Below are 17778 nucleotides of genomic sequence, written 5' to 3'. Positions count from 1 at the left end.
TTTATAAACCACTCACACGTATTTCATTATCAGAGCTAGCTCTAAGCTTAATACGCTCGCCATCCTTATGAAGAAACAATGTATCAGCAGCACTAGCCTTTTGAGTAATCTTCGTGATCAACTCATCGAGTAACACCACACTATTTTTGTCATATTTATTTGGCCGGTAGCCCTCCACAATATCCATCATCAGCACGAGAAGATTCACACCTATCGGTATTGCCTCAAGCTTCTCCCCATCCACCTCGAGATACATATTAAAAGCCGCTAGGTCTTCGGAGTTATTAGCCTCTATGGACTTATAATCGATGCTTAGCTCTACTTCGGCGGCGAGGTCACAGCCACCGTGAGATGACAGGTAGAACTCATCTTTGGATAGATAAGCTGCATTGCGATTAGCGTATTTGTTGATTGCCTTCAGTACGATTTTGCTATAGAACTCGCGCAGCCACTTTTTGTCGTTACTGTTACCGTCGTAGTTGCGGTGTGCCTCCCACACTTGCTTATACTTCTGCAAAGGCCGCTCATTAAATGAGCCTTTGAAATTACGGTGGTAATTAGAGCCTAAATCGCACTCCTTCAATATGTAGAGCATGCGCACCGTGGATTGCGGGTCGAGGTTATTAGGTAGCCCAAACTTCTTCGTAACAGCTGTCTGAAATGCCCGGTAGTCCTCATCTTGTAGCTCTAAGGTGCGATGCAGAATAAACAGGTCGAGCTTGTGATTACGAATTACACTGGGGTCAAAGTCGATTAGTACTTTCAATAGTTCGTTGTCCCCTCCATTAAACAGATTATCGAATAGATAATTTGGGCCTGTCAGAATGCTGTGAATGAAGTCCAATAGCATGCGAGCGGTCACAAATTGATCTTTACGGATACGCGCATTGAGTAATAATTCGATCACAACATTTTGAATACGACGATCGCGTAACATTAGGTAATTCGAGCACAGCACGGCCTCTTTCGGATTACCGTAGTCCTTATTGAAGTATTCGCGGAATTTATTGCTGCGGTCATCCTTCACTACATTATCGAGTAAGTTACTGAAGAATGGTGAACTGACTCGGCCATCTTTGATGGTGAATTTAGGATAAGACTCGAAATCCAAAAAAGTGAAGTGGCTATCAATCGTTTCATTATTTAAAAAGGCATTAATAGCCTGCTTTATTGAAGCATGAGTATCACTCCCCTCACGCTCGTAGTTACCGAGCATTCCTATATTGATGCCCACAACTAGGGGACGACTACCAGCAGCGTGGTCTGCAAATACCTTATCCAGAGTATCAATAGCACTCATGTCCGGCTTGAAGCTATGCGTTGCATCCAAGTGAAAATCGATATATTGCTCGTTCTTTTTTTTGTACTTGGTCAATATTTCTGACTTTCCGTCGCCACTGCTTCCGCACAGAAAGAGAATCTCACCTGACTTAATCTTAGCCAGCTTAGCCTCAAAGGCTTCCTCTATTTCGGTCTTGACATAGAGACACTTCTTCAGCTCATCAAATTCTGTACCTGCCAGTTCACTGACAGTAGTCACTGCATAGGGGGACGATTTTGAAAGTATGCTCAGTGCTTCTCTTAGGTCCATGTTCACTCAACCAACCTCCTGTTAACTTGTCGTGTACTGCCTAAGAGGCAACACCTTTATTTTCCGAGAGCTCTCGTGGCCACTCTCGAGTTTGCCTCTTGAAGGCCTCTTTCTCGTGCCACTTAAAGTATTCAGCCAACGTGCTATATAAGGAAGGTACCGGCGCATTGATGGGCTTACCATGGTAGCGAAGCAATGGGAACTCAAAGCCCGAATTTCCATAGCAACACTCGGATAAGGTAATGCGCCCAGCAGACACAGTGAAAGCCCCTTTATCGAATAGTTTATGGTGCAGTGAATACATCGCGATGCCATTTCTTTATCATCAGAGCGACCCTCCGCATGCCATTTGATATGGACCGTTTCCAGCGCGAGATGCCGTCCATCCAACTGCACCTCTAAGTTGCCGATGGCACGGCTGTATTGGTAGGCTGTAAGTATTTTACCTCGAAATTCTGGATCGCGTTTTATGGACTTTTTACTGCATTGAAGCTCAATACCGCAGCGTTCGATGATTTCAGCGTGCAGAGTATCGTGAAAAGGAAGTTTGCATGATATTTTGCAGTAGTGGGACTGTCTTAAATGCCTGGATAATATCTGAGTGAAAGAAATCCGGAACGTTTTGCTTTCTAAACTCAGTGATTTTTGCGTCGGTATTACTGGCTCTTGCGGTGCAAAAGCCAGCATTCTTAAGTAACCAAGTTCCCGCAACACCTCTCGCACCGGTCCTTCTAAGTCAATGAAAGAAATTTTTTCAACTCCTCGAGACAAAGCACCGAGTGCATAAAGTATCAGCAAGGGCCTGTGCGGTGCCCGCTCTGAACCTTTAGGCCAAATAACAATATCAATAAATTCCTGGAGTAAAGGGTACAGGTTTACAAATTCAACCATACCTTATGTTCCTCAGCCTTACCTTCCTTCTAATGGCGCGATAAGCATTAGAATAAAAACAGCAACTTACTTGCTGAAAATACCGACTCAGAGAAATAGAGCTCCATTTAGTCACTGCAGCTAATATTGAAGAGCACATTACGATAAAAGGTGTAAGTAGTGCCTTCTTTAAAGAGAAATAATTAGCCAAGACAACAGCAACACGGGATCTACAGGATAGGAGGGGTAATATGGTCCATGCTTTCTGAGATAACTTCATAAATCAGACTAATCCTTAGCCTTTAGCAGCTCTATTCCATCAGTGGGTTGGCGCGGCAAATACAATTATACTTATTTTTTTTATTAACATATCAAATAAACCATAAAATAACCATGATTACAAATCCCAAAAAAAGAATACATTAAATCAAATAGTTATGATTTTCATGCAGAAATTAAGGGCTAAGCCATACCTGAACTGAGTGTCAGGTATGGCAAACATTAGGTGTGCTAGGCTTTCATATTTTCCTCTATCAAACTCTAGTCTCTTATTCGAAAGCCTTGCTTATATAATAGTCGCATGATGCAGGCTACCATCACTCTGTTCAATCTTACCTAAACCCCAATCTTGTACCTCGCTCTCTACCCAGGCCACTGCTCGTTCACCCAGTGATACGGGCTTAGAAAAGATGCCATCCGCAATGTGCTTATAGATAGTGGAGCGTGCTAAGCAGGTGATGTCCATTACAGTTCTTAATTTGATTTCATGGTGAATTTTTCCATTGGTTTATGAGGTAGGAAAAGTCGGCAAACATTGATTGCTCATATCGCTGCGGCTGTTAATTTGGTTGTTTTTTGAAGATATAATTTTATTGCACTAACAGCAAAGACTTAGACGCCCGAGTCACTGCCGTGTAAAGCCACCGTTTCCCTTGCTGAGAACCCAGCTGAACACCCATCGGATCAACTATAACCTCCTGCCACTCTCCGCCCTGTGCTTTATGGCAGGTAAGTGCATAACCAAATCGCACCTGCAGAGCGTTGTAGTAAGGGTCATCACGCATAGCTTCTTCAAACGCACTACTATTTGGATCTAAGTATGGATTACGTTGTTTGACCAATTCATAGAGGGCATCCTGCTCTTCAGCTTTTAAGTCACTGTTAGATGAATGCAGCAGATTTTCGAGAATGGTGCACTGAATGGTTTCACTATCCCTGTCACTACCATGTGTGTTTGGAGTCAGGCGTACTTCTCGAAACTTAAGATTCACAAAATGGCCATTCGGCAGCCTAACCGTCTCTATCAGCTGAGATGTGAGCACGCTGTGTACTTTTACTAGGTCACCATTGCTTAACCCAAGTGACGGAGAATTACGGGTCACCAACAGATGATCATCGTCGTGCGTAATACAATAACCATTTCCCCACAGCAGCTTGCGCACCCCTAGATTGTATTCCAGGGCAATGCTGTTGAGGTAGACTACCGCAACGGACGAGCGGTTTTGTCGAACATTATCAGCGATCAATTTAACAGCTGAATAAAAGTCCGTTTGCTGTACATCGGTTTCGTTGTATTTGATCTTAAGCGGCTGGTCTATGGGCTGGAAGATTGTCTTCCGGATAGCGTTTGCCAGTGGAAGAATATGACTACCCTCAGCTTGTCGCATCACTTGCGTTAGCTCATAGCGCTGTGCCTGTATGCCGAAGTGTTTATCAAGGTAGCTTGGGGATAGTGCGGGTGATTGTTCGCTGCCTACTGGTGGCAATTGAGCCAAATCGCCCACGAACAATAGCTTGATTGGTTTACTGACCATACCTTCCTGGTATAGAAAGTTCACATAGCCCACCAGATCGGTTAACAATCGACTACTGCCAAAACGTAAGGTTTTCTGATGCATAGCAGCATCGCCCACCATCGAGGCTTCATCAACGATTAACAGATCAAATGCATTCCCCTGTTTCTTGAGTGAGAAGTCCATCTGCATGGCAGACAATCCGTCCTCATGACGAGACTCATCAATTGTCATTTTAGATTGGTAGTAAATAGCACCATGTAGGGTAGATACTTTAATACCCTTTAACTGAGCGGGTAGCATGTGATCTAGCTTACCCTGAAGTATCCGGGCTGCTCGCCCCGTTGGCGCTACTAACATGGACTGAAGCTCAAGTGAGTATGCAAGCTCTAGAATCCTAGCCACCAACGTTGTCTTACCTGTGCCTGCACTACCGCACAGCACGAAGGCCTGTTGTGACGGATTCGTTAAAAATGGTTTAATCTCGGCCATCGCCGATTGCTGATCAGTATTTAGTTCAATAGGAGTATTCATATGCAGTCTCATAAGGTGCAGTCACGATGAACTTAGACATGAATTCCAAGTCTGACAGTCATCGTCTTTAGATAAGGTAAGAAGAGGCGTCACCTTGAAGGGTTAGCCTCTTGAGGAACGAACCACCAATACTCGACGCTTCAGATCTGACCAGAGTCGATCATCTCTAACAGTCCAAATACACCAAAACCACTCATGGCGTTATTCCGTGTTTTCCATTTTCCGGTGCCCGGCCAGAAGTCGATAAAGCTGTAGTTACCAGTAACAATCAGATGAATGCCATCGTTATTAGTAATGTATTCAATACCACGACTTTCTAGCAGTCGGATACTAGAGGTACGGTTACGTTTACTTTTGGAAGGCTTTTCTTTCTTTAGGGTGTCTGACATGTCTAAATCCTCTGTAGATGTAATGATTCCGTTCATGAGTAAGGGCGACGTACTTGTCTGTATCATTGGGGGTTTGTGTCAGAAATTACTGCAGTGACGTATTAAGCTAAAAACCTTAGGGATTATTGCTGTAGCGTTTTGAGTGCCTCTTTTACATAGTCCGGACGCTTGACTACCCAATGCAGCAGCGTGCGTGCAGCACCACTTGGCTGTCGACGCCCTTGTTCCCACTCACTGACAGTGCGAGGACTGAGCCCCAGGCATCGCGCGAACTTTGCCTGAGTCAGTTTCAGTGATTTGCGCGCATGAATTGCCGCCAGCACCACCGGGTCTACTATCCGTTGCTGAGATTCAGGCAACACAGTTTCGGGTAATGCATTCCAGAGACACGCATTACCCCCTGTTTTCGACTGCTGTGACGGAGTAGCAGGCTTCAATGACGTAGACGGCAAACGGCGCTGATCCTGATTGTGGTTCCAACCTTGGTTCAACACTTCTGGATGCGCCTGCTCGTATTGCTGTATCCAACGCTCGGTAATCGAAAGGTTACGTTCTGACATAGCTATCTCTCCTAATCATATTGGTACAACGGCATGGCCGTGGTCATAACATGTATAAGAGAGAAGCGTTTTACAGGTTACTTACGAGATCCTCCGAAGCTTTGTAGCACTTGGCCAAAGCACTTCGTATCCACTTTGCAAAGATAGCTTGCGTGCTGAAAGAAGCTTGATAGTTGCGCGTAGTCATCAGAACGATTCAGGTAGTACTCCGCATTAGATGGGACATGAACTAAACCAGCCGCATATTCCCTTGGGATATTCAATGCAGAGCACCAAGCACTCTGAATGATTTGAAAAAGACTACCTGCACCTGGGAGGAATGACCCCAGAGTATAGAAAAGTTCCCGGTTAAACAGTAATACGACATGGAAGTGAGGAACATGTGATCCACTCTGTTCTCGTCCCCAAACTATTCTTACCCTGCAACGATCGAGTGGCAGATCGTTTCGCGTCGAACGTTTTTGATAACTCGCGATTCTGGAATCAAGCGCATCCTTGAACCTGCCCATTACCTTGTTACTGTTCGTTAATTCGTCTGTTGGATATTGGCAGTGCAGCTGCAAACACACAGCGTAGACTCTGGGATAATCCTGAATGGAAAGATCAATCACACTCTTTAATTTACTGAGGTATAACTCGACTAATTCATAGCGAGTATTGACTGGCAGCCCTGCGTAATAGGGCTGATTCCATACACTTAAGTTAGTGTTTTCTGGTACGCGTTTATTTTGCATAGTGAACTCCGTTGTTGTTAACAGAGCAGCCCGCTACATCGATAGCATTGCTGATCAATATTTGATCTGCAGATGATGCGTATACTATAGATGTTGGCGTTTAACACGCCTGGATAGCTGGGAGGGGGTTATATTCCTATACCGGAAATTTTTAACGAGATTTGTCGGTGTTTACTATCAATATACCGATAGTTCTCGTTGATTTTCCAATAAGGCTACTCTGGGAAACTATTATGGGCTTGTGGATAAAGACAATGAGGCACAGGTCTCATTGTCTGAATGGTTTGTCGTCACATTGAGGTCGAACTGCTATCACGCTCGGCGATGCGTTGCTGAATCCAGTTTTGTACCTCTTCTTCCACCCAGGCAATAGACTTGGCGCTAAGCTGGATAGAAGCGGGAAACGTTCCCGCGTTCATTAAGCGGTAAACGCTGGAACGGGACAGTGCAGTTGCCTTTTGTACTTCTGGTAAACGTAAGAGTCGCATGAATTTTCTCCGAAAGTATTTGGTTCATGCGATAGGGGAGCTATGTAAAAACTTACTGAGACGTAATAGGATTACGGCAGGACATCAAAACCAATCATCGTTCAAATAAAAAACTTTCAGACATATATCACCTATTTGAGAACAGTACACCACTGTCCTACCAGGCTATTCAGCCCGGTTCTTACCCTCAATTTAGGAGAATCAATATGTCATTTGCATGCCCAGCCTGCGGTTCAACTCAAATCACTACTCGCGATGTCGGTCGCAAGATCGGCGGCATCACCGGTGGCGTTGCTGGTACGGCAACTGGTATCGCTGGTGCAACAACCGGTGCGCAAGCAGGCTTTATCGCTGGCGCTGCGGGTGGTCCTATCGGTATGGCTTTAGGCGGCCTTGCTGGCGCGTTACTGGGTGGTTTAGTCGGTGGAACAACCGGTAGCGTTGCTGGAGCTAACATGGGTAAAGTCGTCGATGAGAAAGTATTAGACAACTATGCCTGTTCCAGTTGCGGTCACACCTTCCGTGTTAATAGCTAACATCAGCCCCGCTTAGTACTCGCCCCTTTTTCATTTACTCACAACTGATTCCTAGGCACCCGGCCCAGTGCCGGGTGTTATGCCGTCTAGGAGTAGGAGGTCGTTATGACTACAACTATTAAATCACTCAATAATCTGCAGGCTGAACATCACCAGTCGCTTTTCAATACCACCAAACGTCGTCATGGCTGCGCCCATCGTTTGGTTAATACGCGTCAGATGGATCGCGATACCTGGCTGGCTATTCGTCAAACCGGTATAGGAAGTTCTGATGCGGCGGCAGCCGTGGGTCTAAATCCTTACAAATCACAACTAGAGCTTTGGATGGAGAAAACAGGACGTTTGAGTGACACTCAAACACCAGACGCCCCGCAATCAGATGACGATAACGGGCCACTGTTCTGGGGGACTGTACTGGAACCCATTGTGGCGGAGCATTATGCAAAACGTACTGGACATAAGGTGCGTCGGGTTAACGCAGTACTACAGCATAAAGATTACCCCTGGATGCTGGCCAATCTAGATCGTGAAGTCGCTGGGTCCAGTGATGTCCAGATACTGGAGTGTAAAACGGCGGGGATCAATGGCGCTAAGCTATGGCGTGACGGTGTTCCTGAGTATGTACAACTACAGGTCATGCATCAGCTAGCGGTTACCGGACAAGACGCGGCTGATGTTGCGGTGCTCGTCGGTGGCAATGAACTACGCATTTTCCGGCTGTTACGGGATGAGGTACTGATCGAACGCCTGACAACCCTGGAACAGGATTTCTGGCGGCACGTGGAAGAAGATATAGCGCCTCTGGCAGATGCCAGTGAATCGGCAGAGAGAGCGTTGCGTAGTCTATATCCCGATGATGATCACGAAGTTCTGGATCTAACGGAAAATACCAAACTAACGGATGCTTTCGAGCAACTGCAGGCTGTGCGTTCCATGTTAGCAAGTACCAAACAGCAAGAAGCTCAATTGAAACACCAATTACAGCAAGCAATGGGCTGTGCCAGTGAAGCGTGTTTTTCTGACGGGCGTATTACCTGGAAGAAGAGTGCCGATACCCGCTCGGTTGATCTCGCACGTTTAAAGCAGGAACAGCCTGATCTCATAAAGCAGTACCTAACCATCAAACAAGGCAGTCGTCGTTTTGTGGTGCATAACCGCTGAATCACATCATCGTGTCAGCATCACTCATTCGTTATTCCGATTAAGCCCCCGCCTATTCAGTAGACGTGGGGCTTTTTCAATTCATTGGAGATAAACCATGTTAAAAGGTCTCGCTATTACCCCACCTATTTTGGGGCGTATCGCCATTGGCAAGGTGATCGAAAAAGACGGTAAACGTCTGCCGCAAAAAGATGATCAGTTCACACTGACATCACAAGTCCAAACACGTAATGGCTGGTTGCCACACCCTTTAGATGAATCACTACGAGAAACCCAAGGCGATAAATTACGCCAAATTCCGATTCGGCTGCTCTTTAATGAGCCAGAGTTAAACTTAAGGGCTGAGTATTCCCTATTTGATCGCAATACGGCCAGACCTTTATGTGTCGGTGATGGTGAGCAATGCCGACGCCGAACCCCTGAAGGGATGCAGTCGCTCCCCTGTCCAAGCCCTGATGGCTGCGAATTAGCTCAAGGGGGACGTTGTAAGCCTTATGCTCGATTAAATGTTGTGGTCGGCGATGAGGATCCTTTAGGCACGTTTATCTTTCGTACCACAGGCTTCAACTCAATACGCACGTTAGCTGCACGGCTGCAGTACTTTAAAGCAATATCCGATAACAAACTGGCCTGCCTGCCATTAGCGTTACGCTTACGGGGTAAATCAACCCGACAAAGTCACGGAACGCCAATCTATTACGTGGATATCACCTTACGAGAAGGGATGGACTTGGAAGAAGCACTCGCTAAAACGCAACAGATGGCATTAGACCGGCATGAAGTCGGTTTTAATCAAGAAGCCTTGGATCAAGCAGCCCGACTGGGCTTTGCCAATGGTGACTTTGAAGAACAGGAGGAAGATGCTGCCGCCATTGTGGAAGAGTTTTATCCCCACGAAAGTGAAGTTCCAGCGAACACCAATAAACACGGGAATAAGGGCTTACCTCGCAATGGGCTAAATCCTGAACAACTAACTCAAAAGCTTGTCGCTAAATCAAAGACGATCCGTGTAACACCGTCAGCACCTCACCCTGCTGGATGATCTGACTCAGTCAATGCAACCCTCGGCGATAACGTCGAACTCCACCAGCAACAACACTTAAACCTTTAAATCACAACAAACCCTGCCGGGATCAATAACCCTGTGGGGTTTTTCTGTGCAGGTATGGAGACTCAACATGAATACTTTATCTCACGATCAATTATATCGTCAGGCTCCGGCCATTTTTGCTCAAGCCCCCGATCTGGCTGTATCCAACCGTTATGGCTTTGTACCCACCATTGAGGTGGTCAATGCCTTGCAAACTGAAGGCTGGCACCCTGTTAGAGCACAACAAACACGCGTTCGTAATCCTGAGCATCGAGATACCACCCGTCACATGGTTCGCTTTCGTCAGGACCCCGACCGTCAGATCATGGTCGGCGATAGCGTAGCCGAATTAGTCCTAACCAACAGTCACGACCGTACAGCGGCATATCAGTTAGACCTAGGGCTGTTCCGTTTAATTTGTAGTAACGGGATGGTCACCCCTGTCGGAGAGATGGGCGGTATCCGGGTAAGACATGGCAACCAGGTTGTCGATCAGATTTTGGATGGTTCTATCGCACTGATTGATGAAGTACCTAACCTGGCTGGTAGCGTTGACCTATTTCAGTCAATGCGGCTAACCCCCGAAGAATCACGCCTATTCGCACAATCAGCCCTCACGCTGCGCTATGGCGAAGACTGGCGAGAGATCAGCCCCGTCCAACCTGATGCACTACTACAAGCAAGACGCTCTGAAGACCGAGATCAAGACCTCTGGAGAGTCTTTAACCGTGCCCAAGAAAACCTACTAAAAGGTGGTATGTCTGGACGCTCCTGTAGTGGGCGTAACACTCGTACTCGCGCTATCCGCTCTGTCACTGAAGATGTCCGACTTAACCGGGCACTGTGGCAGCTTACCGAGCATTTTGCCCAGCTTAAAAGCCAATCCCAGGCAGCCTGAGACATCAAGGAGATCACAACAATGACAACACAACTTATCGCTGGGGAACTCCCTGGCACCTATGTCGTACCCGAAGCGGTGACCGATAGTGAACTGATGCGACTAGCCAATCTGCTTGCCCGTAGAAGACTTAAACGTGGCCGCCCTCTATCAAACCTGGATGCTGTTATCAGCTCTCTACAAACGTTGCTGATGAATTACGAAAGAGAGGTGTTCGGTATGATCTTGCTGGATAACCGCCACCGGATCATCGAGTTCGTTGAGCTATTCATGGGCTCGATCAACTCAGCAAGTGTGTATCCGCGTGAAGTAGTAAAGAAGGCACTGCTGCAAAATGCAGCGGCGGTCATTCTAGTTCACAACCACCCGTCAGGTGACCCCGATCCTAGTCAAGCTGATCGTGATATCACCAACCGGCTGCAGGAGGCCCTAGGAACAGTTGAAGTGCGTTTACTGGATCATATCGTCGTGGGTGTTGAAGGGACTGTGTCGTTTGCCGAACGCGGGTTGATCTAAAGCAGCCCCTTGAAACCTATTAAACCTCAGGTTTCAAGGGGGGAATCACTGATTGGTCTACCATCAAAAACGGGCATATTCAAAGCTTTTACTTTTTCTAACATCTGCTTATCAATGAAACCAAAAGCGAATCTCTGTTCAGCAGTTAGTTCTTTTGTTGACTCGCATTGTGAGAATCTCTTTCCAATTTCGTTCATTTTTACATTTATAAACAAGCATTTATATGCTTTATTGTTTTTTTCCTTTGGAAAGACCTCAATAGCAAAAATAATGCGGGGATTTCCTTTAATGTAGCCTACAGGAAGAAGCATATATTTATAATTACGCAACTCATCAATATTGATGCCACTGTACTTTAAAAGAAACTGCGACACCTCCAACATCCGCCGTTCAGATATTTCATACACTACCTCCTTTTGCTTCTTGAAATCGCTCGTATCCTCCTCAAGTTCTTTGCTCTGTAGATTAGCAACCATACTGCTGAGAAGCTCCATTGCTTTACAATCATACTTTGTCACATGCTTGCCAAAATCTTCTGACAAGAAAAACGATGTCATTCGTCCCACCACACTTTCAAGGTGAGGTAAATAAGGATTGTTTACATGATTCATCAAATACTTGCTTGTATAAAAATTGGTCTGCTGCACACTCTGTAGTTGTGCTATAGGCTTCCGGCTTTTTAATAAAACCTCTCTCCGTATGCTCTCTTGCATCTCTATGTCAGGAGGGAAATTTGTTTCGTCAATGATCCCATTCCGAATCAAAATCGTAAAACCCGGAAGACGCTCAGATTCGAAATATGGATGATGAAGATTCAGGTAATAAACTGATGGCTTTATGCCGAAGAAGGGACTGCCAGATATACCTGGTGAAACTGCATGTAGAAAACCAAGGCATTTAAGCTGCAGAATCTGCGCTCTTAAACGCTCTTTGGTCAATCCAGTCAAGGAGCGTAACTCAGCACCACCAAGATCATCAACTACACCCATAAGGTTAGAATATTCCAGCAACACAGCTAAAAGCCATCTGTTTGACCTGGAAAAGCCGCCCCTCTTCTTTTTTTCGGGGTTGTAGCCCTCTTCAGGCAACAGCACTCTTCGCTGCAAGGCTCTGATAGGGTAATCCTCTATCCAAGCCGATTGCTTCAGCAGGTACTTGCATTCACTGGTAACAATAGATGAACTCCTGCCACCATGGGTAATCGGCCTCATAATATCAGGTTCAATTAAGCCACACCCTTTAAGCTTTGGAATCAATGAACCCACTGACGCGACATTTGAACCGCAGACATCAGCCAGTTCTTTTACTGTCCACTTTAAAGAGTGCTGACCTTTTTCTTGAACTATTAGGATCAGTCTAAATAGCGCCAGCCTTTCTTCAGGTGATAATTCAACAGCGTCACTGAGCGAATGTTTTCGTGGCTCGAGTGTTGAAGATCGGCCGGTATAGACCAATTCGGTTTTTTTTGTCTTCACGCGAAGAACGGCATAAGCATCCATCTATGACTATCCTAAGTAGCAGCAATGGGCAGTATATCACAAAAAAGACTGTTATTTGTATTACGTTATAGTAACGTTACTATAATGATTATTGAGTTCTATTCGCAGCACGATAAAAAGGCATGAAACAACATGAACAGCTTTGATGGCCAAAGCGGCATTCCTCACAGAGAAGATATTCAACAAAAACTTGAAAGCTGGTTCGAGAGGCACGCTGAAAGGGAACCAGATCTACTCAACTGGTCTGTAAAGTACCTAAGAAACAACCCTCTTCCCGGCTCTGACAGCAAGCGGCTCAATGCTAATCGCAACGCCATAATTGGCTATATTTGCTCGACAAGAGGCACCTTGGAAGCCGCTGAAAAAGTTCGACGAATGATGGGAGCATGGAGGGCAGAGAAACACAGATTTAAGAAGCATGTCGTTCATCTGAACATCTCAGAAGAGGCATATACCACTTTACAAAAAGCCTGTGCTAGTTGGGGCAAAAGCACCGGGGAGCTGATTAATGACTTACTAATAGAGCTTTCGAATATTAATAAGTTGGTCCACAAAGAGGAGCAACAACGATTCAAGGACAAAAAAAACGCAATAGAGGAGCGACATCAAAAGCAAATGGAAAGCCAAGAAAAATTTCAAAAGATAGCTATCAAGAATTTTAAAAGGGATATCTACACACTAGAGAAAGAAAAGGCCGATCTATTAGCATTATTGACGGAGCTAAAAGACCTTACTGATGCCATTATTTTAGAACCGCCATTGAAGGATATTGATAGTGAACTAGCTGCGGAATACATAGATAAAGCAGCTGACATTTTTGCTCAGAGCTCTCAATTAACCAAGCCATCTAAATGATCAGCCCAGGCCTGCAACCATTCTTTACATTCCGACTCATAACGATGAAGATCATATGTTCCTTCGATTCCACCACGCGCATGTCCTAACACGGCTTCAGCAACTTCGTTAGGGCAGCGTAAACGTGAAAGCCCAGTCCTCACAGTTCTACGCAGGTCATGGGGAGTCCAAGGTTCAATATCCAGCATCCTGTTTTTTGTTCGCATCCTCCATGCCTGCTCTGTCAGTTGTTTTTGCTGAATAGGAAGCTTTGTTTTAATAGAGGGAAACAGGTATTTATCTGAATTTAAGCGTAGCACCTTCAAAAAACCTACTGCTTGCCTCGGTAATTGAACGTATCGCTCGGCACCCGTTTTAGATTCTCTGATATGAAATGTGCTTTTCACCAGATCGATAGCCCCCCACTCGGCAGCACAGACCTCACCCGACCGACATCCAGTCCATAGCGTAAACCTGATAACATTCTTTTGCGTATCGGTATACATTGACCCAGGCAACCATCGAAGAAGCTTTTCCAGTTCATTATCAGATAGTGCTCTCTTACCCCGTTGACTCGTCAGCTTTATTTTCGCTTGCCTTAACCCTGCTTTAGCCAGCAACGCTGGGTTAGCAAAATCCATGGGTAAACGTCCAAGACCTATCGCGTATTCGTAGGCTGCGCTTAGCTCACGCAGTACATTACCTGCTTGTACATTAGCCCCACGATGAACAATGCTAAGGATATGTTCAACCACCATCTGCCTAGTCAAATCCTTAGCCTCAAGCAAACCAAACTCTTTCATTGGATCATTTTCAAGCGTACGTCTCGTCTCTGATTGCCCTTTTGGCTTTCTAGCACCCGAAACAAACTTACCATCAGTAGTCTTCCGATCTTCGATATACTCTTCTAGATATAGATCTATCAAATCTTTAACGCTAAAACGTTGGTGAGAGGCATCTACAGCCTCTTTATATGCAATTACGGCCTCAGCCTCTATTTTTTTCTTTTGCTCATTGACAGGGCACAGGCCGGATAAACGAATCTCCTTCAAAATTAAAAACTGGTTCCTGGCATCAGCCAAAGATATCTCTGGAAATCGGCCTATATTCATCTGTACCAGTTTGCCTGTTAAAGGACTACGATACCTGTAATAAAAAGAAGTCCTTCCTGATTTACCACGGCTAACTCGCAAACCACGGTATTCACCAATATCAGATCGATCAGGGCTTCCAGGTTTCATATTCTCAACTGTTTTTGAGGTGAGCGGTTTGCTACCCTGATACGCTGCCATTACATTATCTCCAAGCCAATCTGCCGAACTAGTATAGGTTTTATGATAACACTGCAAAACAATCAAAAAAACTACACAAGAACCTATACTAATCTTTGCGCTGCAGTGGAATATCATGGGATGTAGTGAAATAACAAAAAACAGATATTACAACAATTTCATTAAATTTCAGTGACTTATGACCAATAAAAGCAAAGAAAAACAATCACCTAAAGACATACACACACCAATGATGCAGCAATACCTTAAGATTAAGGCCGAACATCCTGAGCAACTCGTCTTCTATCGTATGGGCGATTTTTATGAGCTATTCTTCGATGATGCCAAAAAGGCCTCACAATTACTCGATATCTCGCTGACCGCACGGGGTAAATCTGCCGGTAATCCGATTCCAATGGCGGGGATTCCGTATCATTCCGCCGATGGCTATATCGCTAAAATTGTGCGCGCCGGAGAATCCGTCGCCATCTGCGAACAAGTCGGTGACCCGGCCACCAGTAAGGGGCCTGTCGAGCGTCAAGTGATGCGCATTGTCACACCGGGCACCTTAAGTGATGAAGCCCTCTTAGATGAACGACGAGATAGTCTGTTGATCGCTATCAATACAGATCAACAACGCTATGGCATCGCCATTGTCGATATCAGTACTGGCCGTTTCAGCTTATTGGAAATCAACGGCGAGGAAGCGCTGCACGGTGAACTTGAACGCATCAAACCCGCTGAGATTCTCTTTAATGATGGTTACAGTCTTGCCGATCAACTGCAAAGTTATCGCGGGCTACGGCCACAAGCCCCCTGGAATTTTGAACCAGAAACCGCGCAACGGTTACTCTGTCAGCAGTTTCAAACAAAAGACCTAACCGGCTTCGGCTGTGACCACCTACCCGTCGCACTGGGAGCCGCTGGCTGCTTACTACAGTATGCAAAAGACACTCAACGCACCGCCCTGCCTCACATCAGACGCCTGATTCTCGAACAGCGCGATGAAAGCGTTATTCTTGATGCCGCTACCCGTAAAAATCTTGAAATAGATCTAAACTTGGCTGGCGGACGCGACAATACACTCGCATCGGTGATTGATAAAACCGCAACGGCGATGGGTAGTCGTATGTTACGTCGTTGGCTTAACCAGCCGCTACGCTGCCGTAACACACTACAAGCCCGTCAAGCCGCCTTGCAATGGCTAATCAGTGATTATCGCTTCGAAAAAATATCACCGGCGTTACGACAGATCGGTGATATTGAACGAGTACTGGCTCGCATTGCGCTTCGCTCGGCACGCCCGCGTGATCTTGAAAGGTTAAAAAATGCCTTTCAAGTGCTACCGGATATTCAAGACTTACTCGTCAGTACGCAACCTGCACGCCTCAAAAGCCTTGCCGAAACCGCTAGTACCTTTCCTGAGCTGTGCAGCCTATTAAACCGTGCCGTGGTCGACAATCCGCCCGTCGTTATTCGAGACGGTGGCGTCATCGCCGAGGGTTATGATACCGAGCTAGATGAATTACGCAGCCTGAGCGAAAATGCCGGTAGCTATCTGGTTCAGCTGGAAACCCGTGAACGTGAACGAACCGGTATCGCCACGTTGAAGGTCGGCTATAACCGAGTGCATGGCTATTTTATCGAAATTGGTAAGGCGCAAAAAGCCGAAGTGCCCGCCGATTATATTCGCCGTCAAACACTTAAAAACGCCGAACGCTATATCACCCCTGAGCTCAAGACGTTTGAAGACAAAGCCCTCAGTGCCAAAAGCCGCGCACTCAGCCGAGAAAAATCGCTTTATGAAGCGCTCGTCGAAACTCTCGCAGCACAACTGGCTGAACTTCAAGATAGCGCGGCGGCGCTCGCCGAACTCGATGTGCTGTGCAATCTTGCCGAACGTGCCGATACACTCGACTATACCGCCCCGACCCTAACCGATGTGCCGCAAATTCAAGTGATCGGCGGACGTCATCCCGTCGTCGAAGATGTCTTAGAGTCACCTTTCGTCGCGAATAATCTTGATCTATCGCCCGCCAGACAGATGCTCATTATTACAGGCCCGAATATGGGGGGTAAATCCACCTATATGCGACAAGCCGCACTGATCACCTTGCTCGCCCATATTGGGAGTTACGTGCCGGCACAATCGGCCACTATTGGTCTCGTCGATCGAATCTTTACCCGTATGGGATCATCAGACGATCTGGCTGGCGGTCGTTCAACCTTCATGGTAGAAATGACGGAAACGGCGAATATCTTGCATAACGCCACAGAACAAAGCTTAGTATTAATGGATGAAGTGGGGCGCGGCACCAGTACCTTCGATGGTTTATCCTTGGCTTGGTCGGCGGCTGAATATCTCGCCAATGAAGTCAAAGCCATGACATTATTCGCCACCCATTACTTTGAGTTAACGGTATTACCGGAGCTCTGCCAAAGCGTCTTCAATGTCCATCTAACCGCGATGGAACACCAAGATCATATCGTTTTTATGCACGAGGTTCAGCAAGGACCGGCGAGTCAGAGCTATGGCTTACAAGTGGCTCAATTAGCTGGGGTGCCGAGTCATGTCATCAACCGTGCCCGAGACAAGCTCATTCAGTTAGAAGAAGATACCGGACAAACCGAACAACGACGTCAACCGCCACCGGTACAGGATGACCTCTTTGTGGCGCCACGACCACATCCCGCGTTAACCCAACTACAGGCATTAGAGCCCGATAACCTGACGCCTCGTCAGGCACTCGAGTTAATCTATACGCTCAAGAAAGAAGCTGAACGTAGCTAAGGAAGGTGCGAATAAGTCCGTTATGTTCTCTGCCGACATGAGAATGGCCAGATACGCGAAAGCCAGTGCAGCGAAATGTCTGGACCTTTCAAGCTGGTTGACAAGGTAGATGACCATTCTAATATCCGCCCTTCTGGGCTTACAGAGGCGTAATTGACTTATTCGCACCTCCCCTAAGCAAAAGCCTTAACGCGCCAGCCTTAAACGAAAAAACCGGGTGTAT

At 46.2% G+C, this 17778-nt stretch carries 17 protein-coding genes; 7 read left to right on the top strand and 10 right to left on the bottom strand.

Annotated elements, in window-relative coordinates; all coding sequences use genetic code 11:
- Window position 1: 1 nt before the first annotated feature.
- The 8 genes from dptF to Q4488_RS04490 all read right to left on the bottom strand — a co-directional run bounded on the left by dptF (window position 2) and on the right by Q4488_RS04490 (window position 6959).
- Window positions 2-1591, bottom strand: coding sequence for a DNA phosphorothioation-dependent restriction protein DptF (gene dptF / locus Q4488_RS04525; protein WP_303579352.1), 1590 nt, complete (start codon window positions 1589-1591; stop codon window positions 2-4).
- 40 nt (window positions 1592-1631) lie between these two features.
- Window positions 1632-1895, bottom strand: a complete 264-nt coding sequence (locus tag Q4488_RS18830; protein WP_368411568.1) for a hypothetical protein — start codon at window positions 1893-1895, stop codon at window positions 1632-1634.
- A gap of 1131 nt (window positions 1896-3026) precedes the next feature.
- Window positions 3027-3224, bottom strand: a complete 198-nt coding sequence (locus tag Q4488_RS04515; protein ID WP_303579351.1) for an AlpA family phage regulatory protein — start codon at window positions 3222-3224, stop codon at window positions 3027-3029.
- Window positions 3225-3330: 106 nt separating this feature from the next.
- Window positions 3331-4788 (bottom strand): ATP-dependent RecD-like DNA helicase, encoded by a 1458-nt coding sequence (locus Q4488_RS04510; RefSeq protein WP_303579273.1) that lies wholly within the window; start codon window positions 4786-4788, stop codon window positions 3331-3333.
- A gap of 140 nt (window positions 4789-4928) precedes the next feature.
- A complete protein-coding gene (locus Q4488_RS04505; protein WP_303579272.1) occupies window positions 4929-5177 on the bottom strand; it encodes a hypothetical protein in 249 nt (82 codons plus the stop codon).
- A 122-nt stretch (window positions 5178-5299) separates the two neighbouring features.
- Window positions 5300-5737, bottom strand: coding sequence for a DNA-binding transcriptional regulator (locus Q4488_RS04500; protein ID WP_303579271.1), 438 nt, complete (start codon window positions 5735-5737; stop codon window positions 5300-5302).
- Window positions 5738-5814: 77 nt separating this feature from the next.
- Window positions 5815-6471, bottom strand: coding sequence for an inovirus Gp2 family protein (locus Q4488_RS04495; RefSeq protein WP_303579270.1), 657 nt, complete (start codon window positions 6469-6471; stop codon window positions 5815-5817).
- A gap of 290 nt (window positions 6472-6761) precedes the next feature.
- Entirely contained in the window at window positions 6762-6959 is a 198-nt protein-coding gene (locus Q4488_RS04490) for an AlpA family transcriptional regulator (RefSeq protein WP_303579269.1), read from the bottom strand.
- 206 nt (window positions 6960-7165) lie between these two features.
- On the opposite strand from Q4488_RS04490, the gene Q4488_RS04485 reads away from it, so the two are divergent.
- The 5 genes from Q4488_RS04485 (at window position 7166) to radC (ending at window position 11160) form a co-directional block, all read left to right on the top strand.
- Window positions 7166-7495: a hypothetical protein gene (locus tag Q4488_RS04485; RefSeq protein ID WP_303579268.1), complete on the top strand. Its 330-nt coding sequence runs from the start codon at window positions 7166-7168 to the stop codon at window positions 7493-7495.
- A 105-nt stretch (window positions 7496-7600) separates the two neighbouring features.
- Window positions 7601-8656, top strand: coding sequence for a YqaJ viral recombinase family protein (locus tag Q4488_RS04480; protein WP_303579267.1), 1056 nt, complete (start codon window positions 7601-7603; stop codon window positions 8654-8656).
- Between the two features lie 97 nt (window positions 8657-8753).
- Window positions 8754-9698: a hydrolase or metal-binding protein gene (locus tag Q4488_RS04475; protein ID WP_303579266.1), complete on the top strand. Its 945-nt coding sequence runs from the start codon at window positions 8754-8756 to the stop codon at window positions 9696-9698.
- A 136-nt stretch (window positions 9699-9834) separates the two neighbouring features.
- The gene (locus tag Q4488_RS04470) at window positions 9835-10644 is read left to right on the top strand and encodes a DUF932 domain-containing protein (RefSeq protein ID WP_303579265.1); all 810 of its coding nucleotides are present in this window, start codon (window positions 9835-9837) and stop codon (window positions 10642-10644) included.
- A 21-nt stretch (window positions 10645-10665) separates the two neighbouring features.
- On the top strand, window positions 10666-11160 hold the full coding sequence (gene radC, locus Q4488_RS04465; protein ID WP_303579264.1) for a DNA repair protein RadC: 495 nt from the start codon (window positions 10666-10668) through the stop codon (window positions 11158-11160).
- 26 nt (window positions 11161-11186) lie between these two features.
- On the opposite strand, the gene Q4488_RS04460 is transcribed toward radC, so the two are convergent.
- Window positions 11187-12659, bottom strand: a complete 1473-nt coding sequence (locus Q4488_RS04460) for a hypothetical protein (RefSeq protein ID WP_303579263.1) — start codon at window positions 12657-12659, stop codon at window positions 11187-11189.
- 132 nt (window positions 12660-12791) lie between these two features.
- Here Q4488_RS04460 and Q4488_RS04455 point away from each other — a divergent pair, with 132 nt between their 5' ends.
- Entirely contained in the window at window positions 12792-13514 is a 723-nt protein-coding gene (locus tag Q4488_RS04455) for a hypothetical protein (protein WP_303579262.1), read from the top strand.
- Here Q4488_RS04455 and Q4488_RS04450 read toward each other — a convergent pair.
- A complete protein-coding gene (locus tag Q4488_RS04450; RefSeq protein ID WP_303579261.1) occupies window positions 13490-14785 on the bottom strand; it encodes a site-specific integrase in 1296 nt (431 codons plus the stop codon). The genes Q4488_RS04455 and Q4488_RS04450 overlap by 25 nt on opposite strands.
- Window positions 14786-14963: 178 nt before the next feature.
- Here Q4488_RS04450 and mutS point away from each other — a divergent pair, with 178 nt between their 5' ends.
- Window positions 14964-17555: a DNA mismatch repair protein MutS gene (gene mutS / locus Q4488_RS04445; protein ID WP_303579260.1), complete on the top strand. Its 2592-nt coding sequence runs from the start codon at window positions 14964-14966 to the stop codon at window positions 17553-17555.
- The last annotated feature ends 223 nt before the right edge of the window (window positions 17556-17778 follow it).

It is taken from the genome of Amphritea sp. 1_MG-2023 (assembly GCF_030547545.1).
Taxonomy (GTDB): domain Bacteria; phylum Pseudomonadota; class Gammaproteobacteria; order Pseudomonadales; family Balneatricaceae; genus Amphritea.
The sequence above is the reverse complement of the archived record's forward strand: the minus strand, read 5'-3'. Positions and strand labels throughout refer to the sequence as shown.